General features: G+C 41.4%; 13 protein-coding genes and 6 tRNA genes. 7 read left to right on the top strand and 12 right to left on the bottom strand.

Features of this window, described 5'->3' with window-relative positions:
• Window positions 1-8 precede the first annotated feature (8 nt).
• Window positions 9-1,223 carry a multidrug effflux MFS transporter gene (locus NDN11_RS14635; RefSeq protein ID WP_251110054.1) on the bottom strand — a complete coding sequence of 405 codons (1,215 nt, stop codon included), beginning with the start codon at window positions 1,221-1,223 and terminating at the stop codon, window positions 9-11.
• A 107-nt stretch (window positions 1,224-1,330) separates the two neighbouring features.
• Here NDN11_RS14635 and yccS point away from each other — a divergent pair, with 107 nt between their 5' ends.
• From yccS to NDN11_RS14655, 4 genes are all read left to right on the top strand, one after another.
• Complete coding sequence (gene yccS / locus NDN11_RS14640) at window positions 1,331-3,505, top strand: YccS family putative transporter (RefSeq protein ID WP_251110055.1); 2,175 nt, start codon at window positions 1,331-1,333, stop codon at window positions 3,503-3,505.
• Between the two features lie 106 nt (window positions 3,506-3,611).
• On the top strand, window positions 3,612-4,196 hold the full coding sequence (locus NDN11_RS14645) for a YcxB family protein (protein ID WP_167249742.1): 585 nt from the start codon (window positions 3,612-3,614) through the stop codon (window positions 4,194-4,196).
• Window positions 4,197-4,359: 163 nt separating this feature from the next.
• Window positions 4,360-6,897, top strand: coding sequence for a PepSY domain-containing protein (locus NDN11_RS14650; RefSeq protein ID WP_251110056.1), 2,538 nt, complete (start codon window positions 4,360-4,362; stop codon window positions 6,895-6,897).
• A 123-nt stretch (window positions 6,898-7,020) separates the two neighbouring features.
• Complete coding sequence (locus NDN11_RS14655) at window positions 7,021-7,806, top strand: YdcF family protein (protein WP_251110057.1); 786 nt, start codon at window positions 7,021-7,023, stop codon at window positions 7,804-7,806.
• 22 nt (window positions 7,807-7,828) lie between these two features.
• Here the strand turns inward: NDN11_RS14655 and NDN11_RS14660 are convergent, their stop codons facing one another.
• The 9 genes from NDN11_RS14660 to NDN11_RS14700 all read right to left on the bottom strand — a co-directional run bounded on the left by NDN11_RS14660 (window position 7,829) and on the right by NDN11_RS14700 (window position 10,514).
• On the bottom strand, window positions 7,829-8,311 hold the full coding sequence (locus NDN11_RS14660) for a DUF2750 domain-containing protein (RefSeq protein WP_167249749.1): 483 nt from the start codon (window positions 8,309-8,311) through the stop codon (window positions 7,829-7,831).
• 87 nt (window positions 8,312-8,398) lie between these two features.
• Window positions 8,399-8,474 (bottom strand) — tRNA-Val (locus NDN11_RS14665).
• A 139-nt stretch (window positions 8,475-8,613) separates the two neighbouring features.
• Window positions 8,614-8,690: transfer RNA gene (locus NDN11_RS14670), tRNA-Asp, on the bottom strand.
• Between the two features lie 40 nt (window positions 8,691-8,730).
• Window positions 8,731-8,806 (bottom strand) — tRNA-Val (locus NDN11_RS14675).
• A 102-nt stretch (window positions 8,807-8,908) separates the two neighbouring features.
• Window positions 8,909-8,985: transfer RNA gene (locus NDN11_RS14680), tRNA-Asp, on the bottom strand.
• Window positions 8,986-9,028: 43 nt separating this feature from the next.
• Window positions 9,029-9,105 (bottom strand) — tRNA-Asp (locus NDN11_RS14685).
• Between the two features lie 23 nt (window positions 9,106-9,128).
• A tRNA-Val gene (locus NDN11_RS14690) sits at window positions 9,129-9,204 on the bottom strand.
• A gap of 163 nt (window positions 9,205-9,367) precedes the next feature.
• On the bottom strand, window positions 9,368-9,877 hold the full coding sequence (gene elsL / locus NDN11_RS14695; RefSeq protein ID WP_167249751.1) for a cell wall-recycling L,D-carboxypeptidase ElsL: 510 nt from the start codon (window positions 9,875-9,877) through the stop codon (window positions 9,368-9,370).
• 271 nt (window positions 9,878-10,148) lie between these two features.
• The gene (locus tag NDN11_RS14700; RefSeq protein WP_167249753.1) at window positions 10,149-10,514 is read right to left on the bottom strand and encodes a YbaN family protein; all 366 of its coding nucleotides are present in this window, start codon (window positions 10,512-10,514) and stop codon (window positions 10,149-10,151) included.
• Window positions 10,515-10,614: 100 nt separating this feature from the next.
• Here NDN11_RS14700 and NDN11_RS14705 point away from each other — a divergent pair, with 100 nt between their 5' ends.
• The 3 genes from NDN11_RS14705 (at window position 10,615) to dapE (ending at window position 12,994) form a co-directional block, all read left to right on the top strand.
• Window positions 10,615-11,472, top strand: coding sequence for a DUF1853 family protein (locus NDN11_RS14705; RefSeq protein WP_251110058.1), 858 nt, complete (start codon window positions 10,615-10,617; stop codon window positions 11,470-11,472).
• 121 nt (window positions 11,473-11,593) lie between these two features.
• Entirely contained in the window at window positions 11,594-11,737 is a 144-nt protein-coding gene (locus NDN11_RS14710) for an entericidin A/B family lipoprotein (protein ID WP_016541456.1), read from the top strand.
• A gap of 123 nt (window positions 11,738-11,860) precedes the next feature.
• Window positions 11,861-12,994: a succinyl-diaminopimelate desuccinylase gene (dapE, locus tag NDN11_RS14715; RefSeq protein ID WP_251110059.1), complete on the top strand. Its 1,134-nt coding sequence runs from the start codon at window positions 11,861-11,863 to the stop codon at window positions 12,992-12,994.
• 49 nt (window positions 12,995-13,043) lie between these two features.
• Here the strand turns inward: dapE and NDN11_RS14720 are convergent, their stop codons facing one another.
• Both NDN11_RS14720 and NDN11_RS14725 read right to left on the bottom strand, forming a co-directional pair.
• The gene (locus NDN11_RS14720; protein ID WP_251110060.1) at window positions 13,044-13,499 is read right to left on the bottom strand and encodes a hypothetical protein; all 456 of its coding nucleotides are present in this window, start codon (window positions 13,497-13,499) and stop codon (window positions 13,044-13,046) included.
• Window positions 13,500-13,512: 13 nt separating this feature from the next.
• Entirely contained in the window at window positions 13,513-18,612 is a 5,100-nt protein-coding gene (locus NDN11_RS14725) for an Hpt domain-containing protein (RefSeq protein ID WP_251110061.1), read from the bottom strand.
• Window positions 18,613-18,764: the final 152 nt, after the last annotated feature.

The following is an 18,764-nucleotide window of genomic DNA, read 5'->3' on the forward strand; positions in this document are numbered from 1 at the left end:
CAGTTTCTCTAAGCTGAGAGACTGCTTTGTTGTTTTCCAACTTTTAAAATGGCAAACAATCCTGCACTGGTAAACAGTAACATCATGATCCCCATGTTCAGAGATGCCTTCCACACCAAGAAGTTCAAGATAACCCCAGCCAGCAGACCACAAGCAAATTGCATACTACCCATTATCGCGCTGGCTGTACCAGCACGCGCGCCTTGCTGAGACATCGCCAGAGCCATCGCATTCGGGCCAGTTAAACCAATTCCAGACACCACCAAGAACAAACCTGACATTAACAGTAATAACGGTGCATGCGCCATAAGACCCGCACTCAGTACAATCAATGCCCCAAAACACTGAATTAAACCACCCAAACGCAAACGTTGAAAAATTCCCATTCGGGTATTCAGATGCTTATTCAGGGAAGACATCAACATAATCCCTGCTGCATTCAAAGCAAATGCATAAGAGAAATGCTGCTGTGACAAGCCATACTGCCCCATAAATACTTCGGAAGCAGAGCTGATATAGCAGAATAAAGCTGCGCCAGTTAAACAACCTGCAAACATTGGCACCCTAAAGCTCTCATCTTTAAGAATTGCAGCATAGAGCGTGGTCACTTGATAAGCCGATAATTTTAAACGGCGTTCAACAGACAGTGATTCTTTAAAGAAGAAATGTACGCAGAGCCAACACACCACCCCAATCATCGATAAAGTGATAAAAATCGCCTGCCATGGGAAAAAATTCAAAATCCATGCCCCAAAGATTGGTGCAAGAATCGGTGCCAGTCCCATGACAATCATCATACTCGAAAATGCTTGTGCAGAGCCCTGCATATCCAGACGATCACGAATGGTTGCGCGAGCCATCACCACACCAACACAGCCACCCAAAGCCTGAAAAATACGTGCTGCAATCAAAGCCCACTCATTGGTCGCAAATACACAAGCTAAACTGGCAATTGCATAAAGCCCTAAACCAAAATATAAAGGTTTTTTACGTCCAATACGGTCACTAACAGGGCCATAAATCAACTGACCAATCGCCAGTCCCAAGAAATAAGCAGGTAAGGTATTGGCGACCATTTGTGTACTTACCCCAAACTCATCTGCCATTTGAGGCAAAGCGGGTAAATACATATCAATCGATAACGGTCCTAATGCGGTTAACAAAGCAAGCAACAAAATCCATGCTGTTGAATATTGACGCTGATTGGTTTGCTCTGCCTGCATAATGCTCTACTTTTCATGTTAATCACCATTCTAAGCTTAGCATCCTCAACATATTTGTGCATAATAAGAATCAGAAAATTGATTGCAGAATACAAAAAGGACAAACTTTGAATCCTTGGTTCGGACGTTTAAGACAAGCAACCTATAACACCACGTTCATGTATAACGTGCGTATGTTAATCGCGTTTACGGGCACAGCTTTTGTCCCCTATCTTTTAGATTATCAATTGGCAACAATTCCCTTAACACTTGGTGTCGTTGCTGCAGCCATTAGTGATATCGATGACCGCTTTTCTGTGCGCATCATGAACCTGATTTATACCTATATAGGATTCTTCATTACAGCGGCTTCGGTTCAACTGTTATTCCCCTATCCGATCGCCTTTGCAATTGGATTAATCGCCTCTTGTATCGGCTGGATCTTATTGGGTTCTTTAGGTCGTCGCTATGCCACCATTGCCTATGGTTGCTTGGTCATTTCAGTCTATTCGATGTTGGGCGTACATTTATTTGAACAATGGTATTTGCAACCTGCTCTACTTGTTGTCGGTGCGGCTTGGTATGGTTTACTTTCTACGATCAGCTTCCTATTGTTCCCAGTACGTAAAGTTCAAGATCAACTGGCTGCGTCCTACACCGCCTTAGGGAGTTTCTTATTCGCCAAATCAAACTTATTTGATGTGGATATGACCCCCTCTAGCTATCAACAAAGCATGATTGATATCGCTATGGAAAATGGCAAGTTGGTGGCAATCTTTAACGATATGCGCATGTCGCTGTTGACTCGATTAAAAGGGGATCGCGGACAGAAAGGAACTCGACGAAGTCTGCAATATTATTTTGTCGCTCAAGATATTCATGAACGTGCCGATTCAGCACATATTGACTATCAAAAACTGGCAAAAGTGTTTCAACATAGTGATATTTTATTTCGCTTTCAAAGGATCTTATCGATCCAAGGTAAGGCCTGTCAGGATTTGGCTCAATCTATTTTAAGTCGTACCCGTTATATCCATAACAAGCGCTTTAAGCATAGTTTTGAGAACTTACGTTTATCATTAGAAAAACTGCGCAAAGATGGACACTATGACCAAGTCAGAATTAATGCTTTATTTGCACTTTATCAAAACCTCAAATCGATTGATGCACAACTACAAAACCTAGAAACAGAAAGAAATCTGCAAAAGATCAATGCACAACATACCGAAAGCCAGTTAAAGGATGATGATCTAAAAGGCTGGAACGACATCATGGTACGAGTGAAACAACATCTCACACCAGAGTCCGTATTGTTCCGTCATGCGGTACGTTTATCGATCGTATTATTTATTGGTTATCTGTTTATTCAGCTTACCAATATCGCCTATGGTTACTGGATTTTGCTCACCGCATTATTTGTCTGCCAACCCAATTTCAATGCCACCAAACGACGCTTGTATTTACGTATCGTCGGAACATTGGTCGGTATTATCGTTGGTCTCGCCATCATCTATTTTATTCCTTCAATTGAAGGTCAATTGGTGATGTTGATCCTGAGCGGTGTACTGTTCCTTGAGTTGCGCAGTAAACAATATGCGCAAGCCACTGCATTTATTACCATTCTTGCTTTAATCAACTTTAATTTAGACGGCTCTGCATTTGCAGCAGGTTTGCCACGTCTTATTGATACCGTGATTGGCTGTGCCTTGGCATGGTTTGGTGTCAGCTTTATTTGGCCAGACTGGAAATTTCGCAGACTGCCCCGCTCAATTCAACGTTCTCTACAGGCGCAATGTAAATATCTTGCCGAAGTGGTAGAGCAATATCATCAAGGTCGTAATAATGCCTTGAATTATCGCGTGGTTCGACGTGCTGCACACAATACCGATGCCGAAGTAGCATCCCTGATTTCAACCATTGCAACCGAACCGAATATTGATGTGAATCAAAAAAGCTTAGCGTTTGAATTTTTATGCCTCAGCCATACTTTTTTAAGCTATATCGCAGCATTAGGTGCGCACCGTGAGCAAATCCAAGATCAGGAAGTATTAGATTTACTCGATCAAGCTTTAGATGACATTCAAGGTGCGCTGCTCAGAGATGAAGTTCCGGATTTATCAGCACACAACCTGATGCAAACCATCCGTGATCGTCTCAGCCGCAATGAAGATGATGATCCAAAATCGCTCATCATCTTGCAGCAACTTTCGCTCATGCTCAGTGTGTTAACACGTTTAAGTATGTTAAAACAAAGCTTGAGCCACGAGCCCAATGAAGATGGTACCGAATTTGCTTCACTTTAAGGGCTGCCGAGATTGCAACAGCCCGTTATGATTCGCCTTTGGCATAATATCTTTGCATGCCAATAGATGTTAAACTAAAACCAGTTATATACTCATTTTTTATACTATGACCGCCAAAACGCTATACGCTTATACGCTACAACCTGTTCCTTACGAAGTTTCTGAAACTGAACAACGTCAAGCTCAACTGATGATTTGGCGTAGTACCAATAAATTCAGCCGCAAAGCATGGATGATTATGATTGCACTTGTGGTGCTTTCTTTGGTTGCTGCAGGACTTATTAAATATTATTCGACTTACTCAACAGTGATTTGTTGGGTGGTAATTGTGAGTGTTGTGCTGTTCTATTTGATCAAACGTTTTGGTCTGGAGTGGTACGTTAAACGCAAGATGACTGAATTCCCAGTACAGGAAATTAAAGGTCTACGTTTAGGCGTACAGCCGCACGGCATCGTGATGCGCCAAAAGATGGGACTTCAAGAAGGTACCGCAACGATCGGTTGGAAAGACATTTATGAATGGTATAGCTCTCCTGACTTTATTTTGGTGAATTTCAAAGTAAAAACACCAAAAGGCGAAGAACAGCAAGGTGCTTATATTTTACCAAAGCGTATGGACTCAAAGAATTTCTCGTTCAATACAGTACGTAGACACCTGAATGAAACAGTTGGTGCACCTAAATCAATCTAAGTTTTAGTCTCTGACTTAAAAAACCTCCCTACATGGGAGGTTTTTTAATGTCCGCTAAATAAATGAGAATCAAAATCAATATTATCTGCAAAATCCATATTATGTACTTATTCTTGGGTTATAATTTTTTACATGAATTTCATTATCTTTCCATTCTTTGACCATGTTTAAAAAAGTTTTCTTCCAAATCCATTGGTTTTTAGGGATTACAGCGGGGCTTATTCTCTCTTTGATGGGGGTAACAGGTGCAATCTACTCATACGAACCACAGATTCTAAAATGGATCAACCAAGACAGCTATGTGGTTGAGGCTGCCCAAACAGCAAAACTCACCCCTGCCCAGTTGTATCAACATTTCAATCAGCAACAACCCGAGATTGAAATTAACAGCATTACCATTGCTTCCGACCCAACAGCATCTTCTACCGTCAATATCAAAAAAGAAGGTGCGCGTCGTGGCTACAACATGATGGTCAATCCATATACAGCAGAAATCTTACCCGATGTAAAAGGTCGTGACACCCTACAATTTATTCAGCGTTTGCATCGTAATTTAACCGCTGGTGAGTTTGGGGCTCAAATTACGGGTGCATCAACCCTGATGCTCATCTTCTTTGTTTTGAGTGGCATCTATCTGCGCTTTCCGAAGAAACATAGCTTTAAACAATGGTTCTTTATTAAACCCAAACTCAAAGGTCGCAATTTTATTTGGGACTTACATGCTGTTGTTGGGACATGGGTAGTCGTATTTTATCTACTGTTTGCATGTACAGGCTTATATTGGTCTTATGACTGGTGGCGTGCAGGTATGTTCAAAGTCATGGGCGTTGAACAACCACAACGGAATCAACAAAATAATGAACGTGGCAAAGATAAACAACCTGAACTGGCAAAACCACAGGTCAATGCTATCCTGAGCCAAACATGGACAGGAGTAAATGCACAGATTGGGCGTGAGTACTCAAGCCTCACCTTAAATATTCCGAAACACGATAATGCCAAGGTTGAGCTTTCATTTGTCGATGCAATTCCACAACATGAACGTGCACGTAACCAAGCGGTTTATAACTATCAAAACAATAAATTCGAAAAATTTGAACTCTATGAAGACAAGAAGCTCAATGAAAAAATCATGAGCAGTATGCTACCTGTGCATCGTGGTAGTTTCTTTGGTTCAACCTATCAATTTATTGCCATGCTGGCTTCATTGGCAATGCCACTGTTCTTTGTAACGGGTTGGATGCTGTATCTAAAACGTCGCAAACAGAAGAAGTTAACTCAAGCGGCACGTCAGTCACTCAGCGTACAGTCGATTGATCCAAATGCCAAGCCTTGGCTGATTACTTATGCAACCCAAACTGGTGTGGCTGAACAATTGGCTTGGCGTACAGCGACCAGCTTGCAAGAAGCACAGCAGCCAACTACGGTTAAACCAATTCAGCAACTCACTGAGCAAGACCTATTACAGGCACCACAGGTTTTATTTGTCGTCAGTACCTATGGCACAGGCGAAGCACCTGATCTAGCCGTAAGTTTCAGCAAGAAATTGATGCAACAAAAGCTCGATCTGAACCAAATGCAATATGCTGTACTGGCACTCGGCTCAAAAGAATACCCAGATAGTTATTGCAGCTTCGGTTATGCTGTAGATACATGGTTAAAGCAATGTCATGCGCAACCATTATTCGACTTGATCGAAGTGGATAATGCCAATGCCACTGATATTCAACGCTGGAATCAAGGCTTGTCTGCGGTAACTCAACATGAGCTACATGCAATGAATATTGAGAAAGTATTTGATCAATGGACGTTAAGCGAACGCACCCTACTCAATCCAGATAGCTTAGGACAAGCGGCCTATAATATTGAGCTGACCTCAGCATCTGACATGACATGGCATGCTGGTGATATTGCAGAAATTCAACCAGCCAATAGTTTGGCTGATATTCAGAATTTCTTGATCAAATATCAAACCCCTGCACACAGTATCGTTGAGTCATTAAACCAAAATATTGAACAAGCACTTTGGGATAAAAATCTGCGGGTTGATATCCAGCCGTTTAGTACGCTTGAAGATTTACTGGAACAACTTCCAACCCTGCCAGCACGTGAATATTCGATTGCCAGTATTCCATCTCAACAAGTACTAAGACTGGTGGTTCGCCAAAAACGCGATGAAAATGATCAACTCGGTCTTGGTTCTGGCTGGTTAACCGAATTGGCTCAGCTAAAACAAACCATTTCCCTGCGTATTCGAACCAATGAATCATTCCATCTCATTGACGATAACCGTCCAATTATCTGTATTGGTAATGGTACAGGAATTGCGGGTCTCATGAGCTTGTTACAGCAACGTAATCGACAAAACTATACCGCGAATTGGCTGATCTTCGGTGAACGTCAACGCGAACATGACTTTTTCTATCAAGAAACCATTCAAGCCTGGTTAAACATGGGAACATTACAGCGTTTGAATTTGGCTTTTTCTCGCGATCAAGAACAGCGTATCTATGTTCAGGACGTATTACGCAATAATGCTGATGAACTCATCAAATGGGTTGAGCAAGGTGCTGTGATTTATGTCTGTGGTAGCATTGAAGGTATGGCCTCTGGTGTCGATCAGGCACTGATGGATATTCTAGGTGAAGAAAAACTAGATGAATTAAGACAAACTGGCCGTTACCGTCGAGACGTGTATTAACTATTGTTCGGAATAAAAAAAACGAGTGCAAGTCACTCGTTTTTTTATAAGACAATAAGAGGATTTGCCTTTCTCTGAATTTTGCATACACTTAGCACGGTTCAAATCGACACAATTAAGATTATGCAAATAAGTTCATGGGTTCGTATTGTTTTAGCCCTTATCGGTTCAGTTCTGTTCTTAGATGGCGCAATTCTGATCGCCTTTAAAAAGATTCATATCGGAACAGTACTGCCACTGCTACTTGGACTATTTTTCTGTCTCTATGCTTATTTCTATTACCATATTGAACGTTTCTTTTTCTATCATTTCCATTTACATTCAATCTGGCGCTTCGGCTGGCTGTGTTTCTGGATTTGGGTGGTTAGCTTAGGCTATTTCTTCGATTATCTTTCAGATAATAATGCCAAAGCTCAAAACATTCCTCCAGTTAAAGCAATTATTGTATTAGGAAGCGGTGTTGAAAATGGACAACCTTCTGCCACACTCGCAAAACGCTTAGATCGCGCTGCACCTGTTGCTTTAGCTCAACCCCAAGCAAAATTAGTCATGACAGGTGGTATTGATTTTGGTGAAACAGACAGCGAAGCTGTAGTAATGTCACGTTATGTACAACAGCACTATCACATTCCTGCATCACATATCATTTTAGAAGATAAAAGTACCAGCACTGAATTGAATCTTAAAAATAGTCAAACCTTATTGCAGGCACAACACATTACTATTCAGCAGCCAATTGCAATCGTCACCAGTGATTTCCATACCTTACGTGCTGCTGCCATTGCCAAGAAACAAGGCTACAGCAATATCACCATGCTTGGTGCAATCACACCTTTGGCAACACGTTATAATGCATGGTTAAGAGAATACTTCGCCTATGCAAGTGGCTGGATCTTAAATGAGTATTGATTGAGGGTCTTCCTTTTCAATACTAGGATGAAGCTGAGTTATGCAAACGAATATCGCGAGGTAGAGGAAGTTTTAACTCAGCAAATACATCAGGACGTTGTAAATATATTTGGTATAAAAAATTCTTAATATCCAATAACAAAGCATCAGGGGAAACCAATAAATTATTTCCCTCTGGTGTTAAATCTAAAGATAAAATCGTATTGTTTTCTTTTAAAAATGGAATCATCTTCTCAATAAAGGCCAGCAACGGCACTTCCTGAATTTCGTATTGCGCCCAATTGTCTTTAATCAGTAATTTTGCCAAACTTTTATTCTGCCAAACGGATAACGCATGCTGTCCTGATGGTGTTGAGCATAAGGCCCACCCCTCATGATAAAGTGCAATCACGTGACGTTGCATAATAATATTTTGAATAAACTGACGGTAAGCGTCTTTAAGCGAAGAATTAGCAGGTGTAGTTTGAGATTTCGACGCAGCCTTGCGTTGATAAGGGTTTCTCATAAAGTACTTCATATTAGAATCATTATTGATGCTAATCATAAAATAACTTTGTAATGATTACAATGATATGAGATTTGGAGAGATATATGGTGGGCGCTGACGGGATCGAACCGCCGACATTCTGCTTGTAAGGCAGACGCTCTACCAACTGAGCTAAGCGCCCTGAGCGAGGATAAACAAAGCGAAGCTTTGTCTGAGCGCAAGAGAAAAAACTTTGATTTTTCTAATGGCATCTCGAATCAGAGATCAAGTATAAAAATACTTGTTAAAACTAACATTCTCTTAAACTGATATCAAGAAAATGGCGCAGCGGACGGGGCTCGAACCCGCGACCCTCGGCGTGACAGGCCGATATTCTAACCAACTGAACTACCGCTGCACTGTATTACTTCATAGTGAGAAGTAAATGTCACAAATTATGGTGGGCGCTGACGGGATCGAACCGCCGACATTCTGCTTGTAAGGCAGACGCTCTACCAACTGAGCTAAGCGCCCTGAGCGAGGTAACAAACTTAAAGCATTGCTTTAAAATTTGTTTAAGTATAAAAGAAATAAATTCCAATGTACTCAACTCTATTTCATTCTTGCAAATTTAAGTGGCGCAGCGGACGGGGCTCGAACCCGCGACCCTCGGCGTGACAGGCCGATATTCTAACCAACTGAACTACCGCTGCACGATAATTTTGCAATCATGACAAACAATTATTAAAACTTAAGTGGCGCAGCGGACGGGGCTCGAACCCGCGACCCTCGGCGTGACAGGCCGATATTCTAACCAACTGAACTACCGCTGCACTTGAGTTTTAACGTAAAGGCTTGGTGGGCGCTGACGGGATCGAACCGCCGACATTCTGCTTGTAAGGCAGACGCTCTACCAACTGAGCTAAGCGCCCTTAACGTCTTCATCGTTTGTGAGGTGCATTATAGAGAATCTTTACAGCCTGTCAAACGCTTTTGCCACTCTTTTCCGAAAAAACCGCACGAATGATTAAAAAATAAGTGATTCCATTAAAAATTTGATATTTCCGTATTTTATTTAAGCACTTATTTGCATTTTCACACTTTATTTTCTAAGGCATGTTCAGAAATATAAACCACGGCTTGCTCAGAAACGAGCTCAAACAATTCAACAATTTCATCATTCTTCATCCGAATGCAACCATGTGACATTGGAATGCCCATCGGTTCTGTGTCTGGGGTACCATGGATATAGATATAACGCTTAAACGTATCGTGCCCTTCCCCATGGTTAAAGCCTTCCTCTAAACCATCCAACCATAAAATTCGTGACAAGATCCAATCTCGTTGTGGAAATTGCTGTGCTAGTTGTTGGTCATACACTTCACCTGTGGGTTGGCGTGCAATAAAAACGGCATTTTTAGGTGCATCACCACCAATCTTTTGTGCAACCTGATGCCAACCTCTTGGTGTCTTGCCACTATTTTCCTGTTCACCGATACCGTTTTTACCTGAAGAGATCACATAGAATTTATTATGTTTTGGCAAATGTAAGGTTTGCTTTGCTAAATCAATGACGATATCTGCCTGATCTAGGGTATAGCTCATTTTTATCTCGATAGATGATAGAACACTTTTATTTCAACATAGACCGTAATCTTTTTCTTGTACTTTTAGGTAGTTTTAATTGTTCGTCGGTTTTAAATATAGAAACAAAAAACAATGCAGCATGATTTAATCTTATTCTGATCTTTTGGATCGGCGATAAGCAATGCTTTTCGATTCTCAGAACAAAGGATTGCTTTTCTTAACTCGCCACTCACAGCATATGAGCCATATTTGGCGCAAGGTCTTGCGCTCGGACAAAGCGTTGCTTTTCTTAACGCTGCTCAGGCTCGGGGCGTAACCACAACCACACTGCAACGATAAACATAGTGACATCAGTAAAGACTTTCACCCAAAATGGCGCATTGGTAAATAGCATCAAAACACCACTGATCAGCATCATGATACTGGCAATCCATTTTGCCTTACGCGGGACTGTGCCATGCTCACGCCAATTGCGTAACGTTGGTCCATACTTCGGATGATTCAATAGCCATGCATCCATTTCTGGCCAGCCTTTTGAAGCAGCCCACGCTGCAAGAATCAGAAAAACAGTGGTTGGCATACCAGGTAAAATTGCCCCAATAATTCCCAACGTAATAAAAATCACGACTAAACTACGCCAGAACAATGTTTTCATTGAGTAATTAACCGACACTTATTTGCAACCGTGCTAGTATAAAGTGTTTTTATCACTCTTTCTTAAACTTCACTTATTATTTCAATGATTGAGTTATTTTATGCCTAGCGCAATGAGTCCTGTTTATTATTTTGAACCTTGGCTACAGTTTAAGACTCCTATCGTAAGACATTTAGCGTTTTGTATTGCCAGTCCGAATATCTTGACGCAAATACCCAGTGAACTAGCTGTAAAGCATAATTTTGAATTTCATCATGATTCCAAGTGGCAGAATTATTATCAAAACTATGAACAACGCTTAAAGCAACTCGATCAACAGCCTCAAGCGCTGATTGATTTTCTGGCACAACTAAAAAGTACACGCCTTGGTTTACGTTTTGAGAATTTACTCTGGTTTTGGCTATTGGATGATGAATACCATCCCTATCAACTACTTGGACACAGTATTCAGAAAATTGCAGGTGCAGTGACTTTAGGTGAACTCGATTTTGTTGTACTCAATCGACAGACGCAAGAAGTTGAACACTGGGAAGTGGCTTTAAAATATTATCTTGGTGAAGAAAAACTAGATTTAGCGCAATGGTATGGACTCAATCGACAAGACACATTACAAAGAAAATTAAGACATTTTACCGAACGTCAATTTCAATTTTCGGAAGCAAACCAGTATCAGATTCAACGAAAATTTGCCGTCATGAAAGGACAACTCTATCTACCCCATGAGCAAAATAATTTAAGCCTACCTTCTTGGATCAATACATCACGGCGTTTAGGACAATGGGGTACACAGATTCCGCAAACACCTTATTATCGCTTACAACGTCATGAATGGCTCTGCCCTGATCTAGGGTCTTCATCACAAACAGCTGTTTGGTGGACCAATGGTTTATATTATCAGGACCAACCAACACCTTCTTATTATATGTTCCGCCAACCTTCACTTTTATTTATGAAATAAAGTGAATTATTATTCTACAAATTAACATTTTATAACATATCTACCATCAAACCCACATGGTCATTTTCTGTTAACTTTTTTAGCCTCTTAAGTACATCATAATTAAATTGAAATGGAGACGATGATGAAAAAAATTTTAGTTGCTTCAATCATGACTGCTTTTGTTTTAACTGGCTGTAATACATTTAAAGGTATTGGTAAAGATGTATCTAAGGCGGGTGATAAAGTCACTCAAACCGCGGAGAAAACACAAGATAAGATGTAATCCCTGAAAGCAACTTACCAAAACCTTATCTAAACCTAGATAAGGTTTATTTTTACATACCTTTCTGCATCATATTCCCCTATTATATCGGTTCACATTTCACCAGATTTAGCTACATCTCGCATGAACCATTCCGATACGCTCGAACTTAGTTTACAACTCCTTCGTCAACCGTCTGTAACGCCTGTAGATCATGATTGTCAAAACATCATGGCAGAGCGTTTAGCAAAGATTGGCTTTAATATCGAAAACATGCGTTTTGAAGATGTTGATAATTTATGGGCACGCCGCGGTACTCAAAATCCAGTATTCTGTTTTGCAGGACATACCGATGTTGTACCAACGGGTCATTTAGACGCATGGAATTCAGATCCATTTTTACCAAGTATTCGTGATGGTAAATTATATGGGCGCGGTTCAGCCGATATGAAAACCGCATTGGCTGCGATGGTGGTTGCATCTGAACGTTTTGTTGCTAAACATCCAAATCATAAAGGTTCAATTGCCTTCCTGATTACTTCGGATGAAGAAGGACCATCTATCAATGGTACCGTTAAAGTCGTTGAAACATTAGAAGCGCGTAATGAAAAAATGACGTGGTGCTTGGTCGGTGAACCATCAAGCACAAATCAACTGGGCGATATCGTCAAGAATGGTCGTCGTGGCTCTCTAAATGCGGTACTCACAGTTCATGGCAAGCAAGGTCATGTTGCCTATCCACATCTGGCTGAGAACCCAATTCATTCTGCTTCTAAAGCCATCAATGAATTGTGCGAAACAGTTTGGGACAACGGCAATGAATACTTTCCTGCAACCTCATTCCAAATTTCAAATATCCAAGCAGGCACTGGCGCAACCAACGTTATTCCAGGTACATTAAAAGTCACTTTCAACTTCCGTTATTCAACCGAAGTCACTGCAGACATCTTAAAACAACGTGTACTTGAGACCCTAGATAAGCATCAGCTGAATTATGATATTCAGTGGACTTTATCTGGTTTGCCATTCCTTACACCCGTTGGCGAGTTGGTGAATGCTGCAAAAACGGCGATTAAAAATGTTACAGGCATTGATACTGTACTTTCAACCAGTGGCGGAACCTCAGATGGTCGCTTTATTGCCCCTACAGGTGCGCAAGTACTTGAGTTAGGTGTGTTGAATGCAACCATCCATCAGATTAATGAGCATGTCAATGTCGCTGAACTTGAACCATTGGCTGAAATCTATGAACAGATTTTAATCGAGCTGCTTGCTTAAAAATAAAAAGAGATCAATAAAAAAGGAACTCAAATGAGTTCCTTTTTTATTACAACCCGAGCTGGGTTTGTATATTTTGCAAATGGGGAACATAGAATTCATGCTCTCCCATTTTTACATATTTAAAAACTTTGTCGTCATCGGTTTCGCGCTCTTCATCCACAATTTCTGAAATACGCACACGAATCGATTCAGGCATTTCATCGCAGACCAAAGCAAATCGCTCAGAAACATCATCCCCTTCAATCACCAACGCAACCCCTTGTTTCTGCTTCGGATCATTCACGGCATAGACAGGAAGTTTTAGATCATGCCATTCAATATGATCAACATTGGTTTGAGTATCCATTGCGGATAACACAATATTTTGCGGTAACAGCATCGGCACTTTTTGATGGCATTGAATAATATATGCATCAATAAATCCTGTTGAAACCGTAATTAAATGTTGTAACTCTTGCTGGTCAATCTGCCCCAGTGCTGAGTTTACGCTTTTCTTTGCCATTATTTTTCACCTCTTAGCGCACTGCAAGTAAGCTTTCAATATTTTCCAAGAGTGCCTCCTCTTGGAACGGTTTACCCATATATTGGTTTACACCAAGCGATAATGCACGTTCACGATGCTTCTCACCGGTACGTGATGTAATCATAATGATTGGTAAATCACGGTGGATTTCATGATGTCGTACCAGATTCGATACTTCAAAGCCATCCATACGTGGCATCTCGATATCCAACAACATCAGATCTGGCTTAATCGTCTCAAGTTGTTCGATTGCATCCACACCATCTTTCGCAGTTACAACGTCATAACCTTGGCGCTCTAACAAACGTGAAGTTACCTTACGTACCGTTACTGAGTCATCGACAATCATAATCAGGCGACGTTCATCATAACGCTGTTTGGTATAAGTCTCATCAGCCTGTTTACTACGCGCAGTTGACTGTGCTTGTCGAGCAATGTTTTGACCATCCAAAATCAAACATACTTGACCATCACCTAGGATGGTGGCACCTGCAATTACGCCAATACTTGAGAACTGTTGCCCCACAGGTTTTACAACAATTTGTCCTCGCGATCCAATCAACTGGTCAACTAGCAATGCCGTGGTCTGACCTTGGGCACCTTTAATTAACAGCACAGGCAATGAGTGAACCACACCGCTCAAACGTGGAATTGGTTGCCCAGCAACGAACTCCGACAAATAACGTAAACGATAGCGTTCTTGGTCAATACTGAAGTAGTCTTCTTGACTATCAAAGTACTGCTCTAATGCCATTGGTGAGATACGCACAATACGATCGATCTGCGCCAACGGGAAAGCAAACTGTTGATCGCCTGCTTTTACCATCAAGGCATCGCTTACCGCTACTGTCGTTGGTACGCGAATGGTAAAGGTCGTTCCTTTACCTAAAGTTGAATCGACACTGACGTGACCGCCTAGCGTTTTAATATCACTTTGTACCACATCCAGACCTACACCTCGTCCAGAAATTTGAGTGACTTGAGCCGCGGTACTAAAGCCTGGATGGAAGATAAATTGTAGAATTTCTTCCTGATCAAGTTTCTGATCTTTGGTCATTAAACCAGTCTGTAATGCTTTTTCTTTGATACGGTTAACATCAATCCCTTTACCGTCATCGCTGAAGGTCACAACCACATCTGTACCTTGACGCCCAATGTTTAGCACAATATGTCCAGTCTCTGGCTTTTGTGCCTGTAGACGTTGTTCGCGGTCTTCAATCCCGTGGTCAATCGCATTACGTAACATATGTTCAAACGGTGCAACCAGACGTTCAAGAATACTGCGGTCTAATTCACCTTCAGTATTATTCACCACCAGTTCTGTAGGACGGTTCAAGGTCGATGCTGTTTGACGCACGATACGTTGTAAACGCGGCAATAGACGCGAGAATGGGACCAGGCGAGTACGCATCAAGCTTTCTTGAATTTCAGCCTGAATACGTGACTGCTGTAACAACAAACCTTCGGTATCACGAATCTTTTCAGACAGTGTGGTTTTGAAGTCAACCAAATCCGATGCAGACTCTGCCAATGATTTAGACAATTGGTTCAACGATGAATACTGGTCCATTTCCAGTGGGTCAAAATCGGCATAACGCGAGTTTTCACCACCGTGTCGTGCAATAATCTGGCTTTCCAACTCACCTTCCATTCGACGTAATTGATCCGCCAAACGTTTGATTGCCAGTTCCATTTCCGTCAAGGTACCGCCCAACTGACCTAGGTCCATTTCAATACGTGAACGGTTGATCGCATTTTCCCCAGACAAGTCAATCATCTTCTCAATGACATCAGCAGAAACACGGATCATTTCATTATTCTGTTCAATCCGTTCTGTGGTTTCCCACTCACCCAGCATTGACGGCGGTTCAGTACCGTCTCCCTGAACAAATTCCATCGTATATTCAGGGGTAAAGATATCTTTAGCAGAAAGCTTTTGTGGCAGTTGTGCAGAAACGTCGACAAACTCCATTTTTTCTAGGCTTTGTTTTAAGCCGTCGAAATTCGCATATTGACGTTTAAAGATTGCATCATTCAGCCAAGCAAATGCGGTATTGAGTAAGTTGTCATACACATTCGAATTGAAATGATGTACACCAAATTGCTCGAATGCATTTTCTAAGTGGTAGGCAATAATGGCAATAGCATCCATTTCTGCCATACGTGCACCACCTTTGAGACTGTGGGCATTACGCTGTAACTGCAACAGTAAACTACGGTTACCACGTTGATCAAACCATTGTTTTAATAAGCCTTGTGCCTGCTCTATTAATTCTTCCGCTTCCTCTAGGAAAGTTTGTTCAACCAGAGAACGAACATCGTCATCTGCCGACGTGGTCTCTGTCACAACAGTTTGAGCTGCTGAAGTATCTTCCAACACTTCCTCTTCAACTACAACACTGCTAACTTGCTCTTCAAGCGCTATTGGCTGCACGTCAACTTCAGCTTCAGCCTCGATAAGTTCAAGTACTTCTGCTTGAGTAGCAACGCTCTCAGTTTCATTGACTTCATCTACAGGCATATCCTCAACAGCTGTGTCAAACGTTGCAGGAGCAACTACTTGATCTGCCTGTTGTAGTAACTGCACCACATGGGTAGATGGATAATCTGTTTGCTGATCGCGAATAGTTTGAATACGATCTGCAATATCATCTTGGACTAAACGAATGATCGCAATTAGTTGTGGCGTTGCTTGAATCTGCTGGTTGATCAGCTTTTCATAAATCGTTTCTAATTCATGCGCGATCAAACCGATATGACGTGCCTGAATCATATTTGAACCACCTTTTAAGGTGTGCAAATAACGCATCAAGTTCTTTAACGCATTGATATTTTGATGATCGGCAGTCCAAGTATTCAGATCCGTATCAATCCCACCCATCAACTCATCTGCTTCTTCAAGGAAGATATCCAATAAGTCTGGGTCAAAGTCACGGTTTGCATCTGTTGATTGTAACTGTTGCTTATCCAGAGCTAACTGAGCAGCAAATGTGGTGACATCAATCGCAGCTGATACAGACTCAGTTTTGGCTGGCGCTACCGTAATCATTGCCTCTGATGACTCAACAACATCTTCAATTACAGTTGATTGATCTGGTAGTGTTGCTGGTACCGATTCAGTTTCAACTGCATCTTCCACAACAGCAGTTTTGGATAAATTAGCAAGCACAACCAAAGTGTGTGTCGATGGATAATCCACCTGTTGATCACGAATAGTTTGAATACGATCTGCAATATCATCTTGAACTGAACGAATCGTAGCAATCAATTGTGGCGTTGCCTGAATTTGTTGATTGATCAACTTCTCGTAGATCGTTTCTAACTCATGTGCAATTAAGCCAATATGACGCGCTTGAATCATATTTGAGCCACCTTTTAAGGTGTGCAAATAACGCATCAAATTCTTTAAGGCATTGACGTTTTGATTGTCCGCAGCCCAAGTATTTAGATCAGCATCAATACCACCCAGTAACTCATCGGCCTCTTCAAGGAAGATATCTAATAAATCTGGATCAAAGTCACGATTCGCATCATCCGACTGCAACAGTTGCTTATCTAAAACAAATTGAGCAGCTAAATCGGTAGTGGCGGCAATAACAGGTGTAGTTGCCTGTTTGAGTTCGACGGTATTTGTCTGTTCAACTGCCTCAGTGACCTCAACAACTGGTATTTCCAAAGACTCAACATTTTGTTGAGTGAATGAGCTTAATTCATTTAAAACAAGTTCATGCGCTTTGCTTAAGGTAACCCGTTGTCCCGCGGCCAAAGTATCAAACAGTTGAATAAACTGTTGATGTACTTGATGATAAAGCTCAAAGGCATAATCAAGATTAAGTAAACTTGGTTTAAAGAGAATATCTTGATAGCTTGAACGCAACTGGCTGGTGTATTGATACATACCAATCGTTGCATGGTGATGGGTATGCTGCAACAAGGTCTCAGCTTGCTGGCTGAGTAACTGAATATACTTAGGAAACTCGTGACGCGCACGTTTTTCAAAATCGAACTCGACATCTAAGAGATCATTGATATTCAGTTCGAGTAGCTCAGAAACCAACCCTTGTGGTCGAACTGTGGTCCCATTCTTTTCTTCGAGTTGGAAGTCATAGCTATCCCATGCAACGTTGAAGGTTGCATAGATTTCATCAAACTTCTGCTGTGGCGCTTGTTGCTTCAAGGTATGTAAATAATCACGTACAAATTGAGCATAATGTGTCAGCAATGCCGTTTCATCTGAACTTGAATCCAGCTCTTCTTGTAGTAATGTTTTAAACAGATTCTCGACTTTTGAGCTGGCCTCAAACACATGATCAACCTGCGCCATGGCAGAGCTACCACGTAAGGTATGTAATGCTCGGATCAGCGTATTATAGTGATCATTACTCGGATGATCATTCACCAAGAATTGATCAATTGTGGCAAGATGCTCTTCTGCCTCTTCCAAGAAGATTGCCAAAGTTTCTTTCGCAAGAACTTCATCATCGGTATGATTTGTTGTCTCGGCTGAAAGAGATTCGACTGCAATAATTTCAGGTACAGTTTCTTCAACTGCTTCAGCATCTGCCGCCCATTCAAGGCCTGTCATTACATCATCATGTGTCAGATCAGTAGCAAGCTTAAACAACTCTGCCAACGCTGGCTCAGGACTTTGCTGTTGTTGTAATTGTTGTCCTAATAAAACCAGTGGCCTGAAATCGATGAGATGTTTTTGAACGGCTTTAAAATCATGAATCAGTTTAAAACGGTACAGATTAAAAACTGATTGTATATAGCGCTGAATATCGGTATTTAAGGTAATCGTACCAGCAATGACACGATTCAAAGTATCTTCAACCGTCCACGCCAACTCTCCAGACGACTTCGCTCCAACCATTCTTCCAGAGCCTTTCAGCGTATGAAAATGGCGGCGAATATCTGTAAGCACATCTTGCTGATGTGGTTGTTCCGTCCATTGAACTAATAATGGTTCTAACTCAACAAAGATCTCATCTAATTCTTCAATAAAAATTTCAAGAATCTCTGCATCTTGTTCAAGATAACTGTCTTCAGGAAGCGTCATCGTTTCAACTAACGTTTTTAATATTTGTTTCATAGCTGCTTCTTTCGTTTTTATCCACCAACGTGGGTAAAAATTACGTCTATCTATCACACAAGATGTAGTTACATTTCGCCATCACCTTGTTGAGATATCCAACATCTCTAAAAATGGAAAGACAGACACCCCCATCTGCCTTTCCAATTCGG

Source organism: Acinetobacter sp. C26M (genome assembly GCF_023702675.1).
Taxonomy (GTDB): Bacteria; Pseudomonadota; Gammaproteobacteria; order Pseudomonadales; family Moraxellaceae; genus Acinetobacter.

Coding starts and splice junctions, on each gene's coding strand:
- NDN11_RS14635 (WP_251110054.1), bottom strand. CDS start 1,223: ATGCAGGCAGAGCAAACCAATCAGCGTCAATATTCAACAGCATGGATT.
- NDN11_RS14645 (WP_167249742.1), top strand. CDS start 3,612: ATGACCGCCAAAACGCTATACGCTTATACGCTACAACCTGTTCCTTAC.
- NDN11_RS14650 (WP_251110056.1), top strand. CDS start 4,360: ATGTTTAAAAAAGTTTTCTTCCAAATCCATTGGTTTTTAGGGATTACA.
- NDN11_RS14655 (WP_251110057.1), top strand. CDS start 7,021: ATGCAAATAAGTTCATGGGTTCGTATTGTTTTAGCCCTTATCGGTTCA.
- NDN11_RS14660 (WP_167249749.1), bottom strand. CDS start 8,311: ATGAGAAACCCTTATCAACGCAAGGCTGCGTCGAAATCTCAAACTACA.
- elsL (WP_167249751.1), bottom strand. CDS start 9,877: ATGAGCTATACCCTAGATCAGGCAGATATCGTCATTGATTTAGCAAAG.
- NDN11_RS14700 (WP_167249753.1), bottom strand. CDS start 10,514: ATGAAAACATTGTTCTGGCGTAGTTTAGTCGTGATTTTTATTACGTTG.
- NDN11_RS14705 (WP_251110058.1), top strand. CDS start 10,615: ATGCCTAGCGCAATGAGTCCTGTTTATTATTTTGAACCTTGGCTACAG.
- NDN11_RS14710 (WP_016541456.1), top strand. CDS start 11,594: ATGATGAAAAAAATTTTAGTTGCTTCAATCATGACTGCTTTTGTTTTA.
- dapE (WP_251110059.1), top strand. CDS start 11,861: ATGAACCATTCCGATACGCTCGAACTTAGTTTACAACTCCTTCGTCAA.
- NDN11_RS14720 (WP_251110060.1), bottom strand. CDS start 13,499: ATGGCAAAGAAAAGCGTAAACTCAGCACTGGGGCAGATTGACCAGCAA.
- NDN11_RS14725 (WP_251110061.1), bottom strand. CDS start 18,612: ATGAAACAAATATTAAAAACGTTAGTTGAAACGATGACGCTTCCTGAA.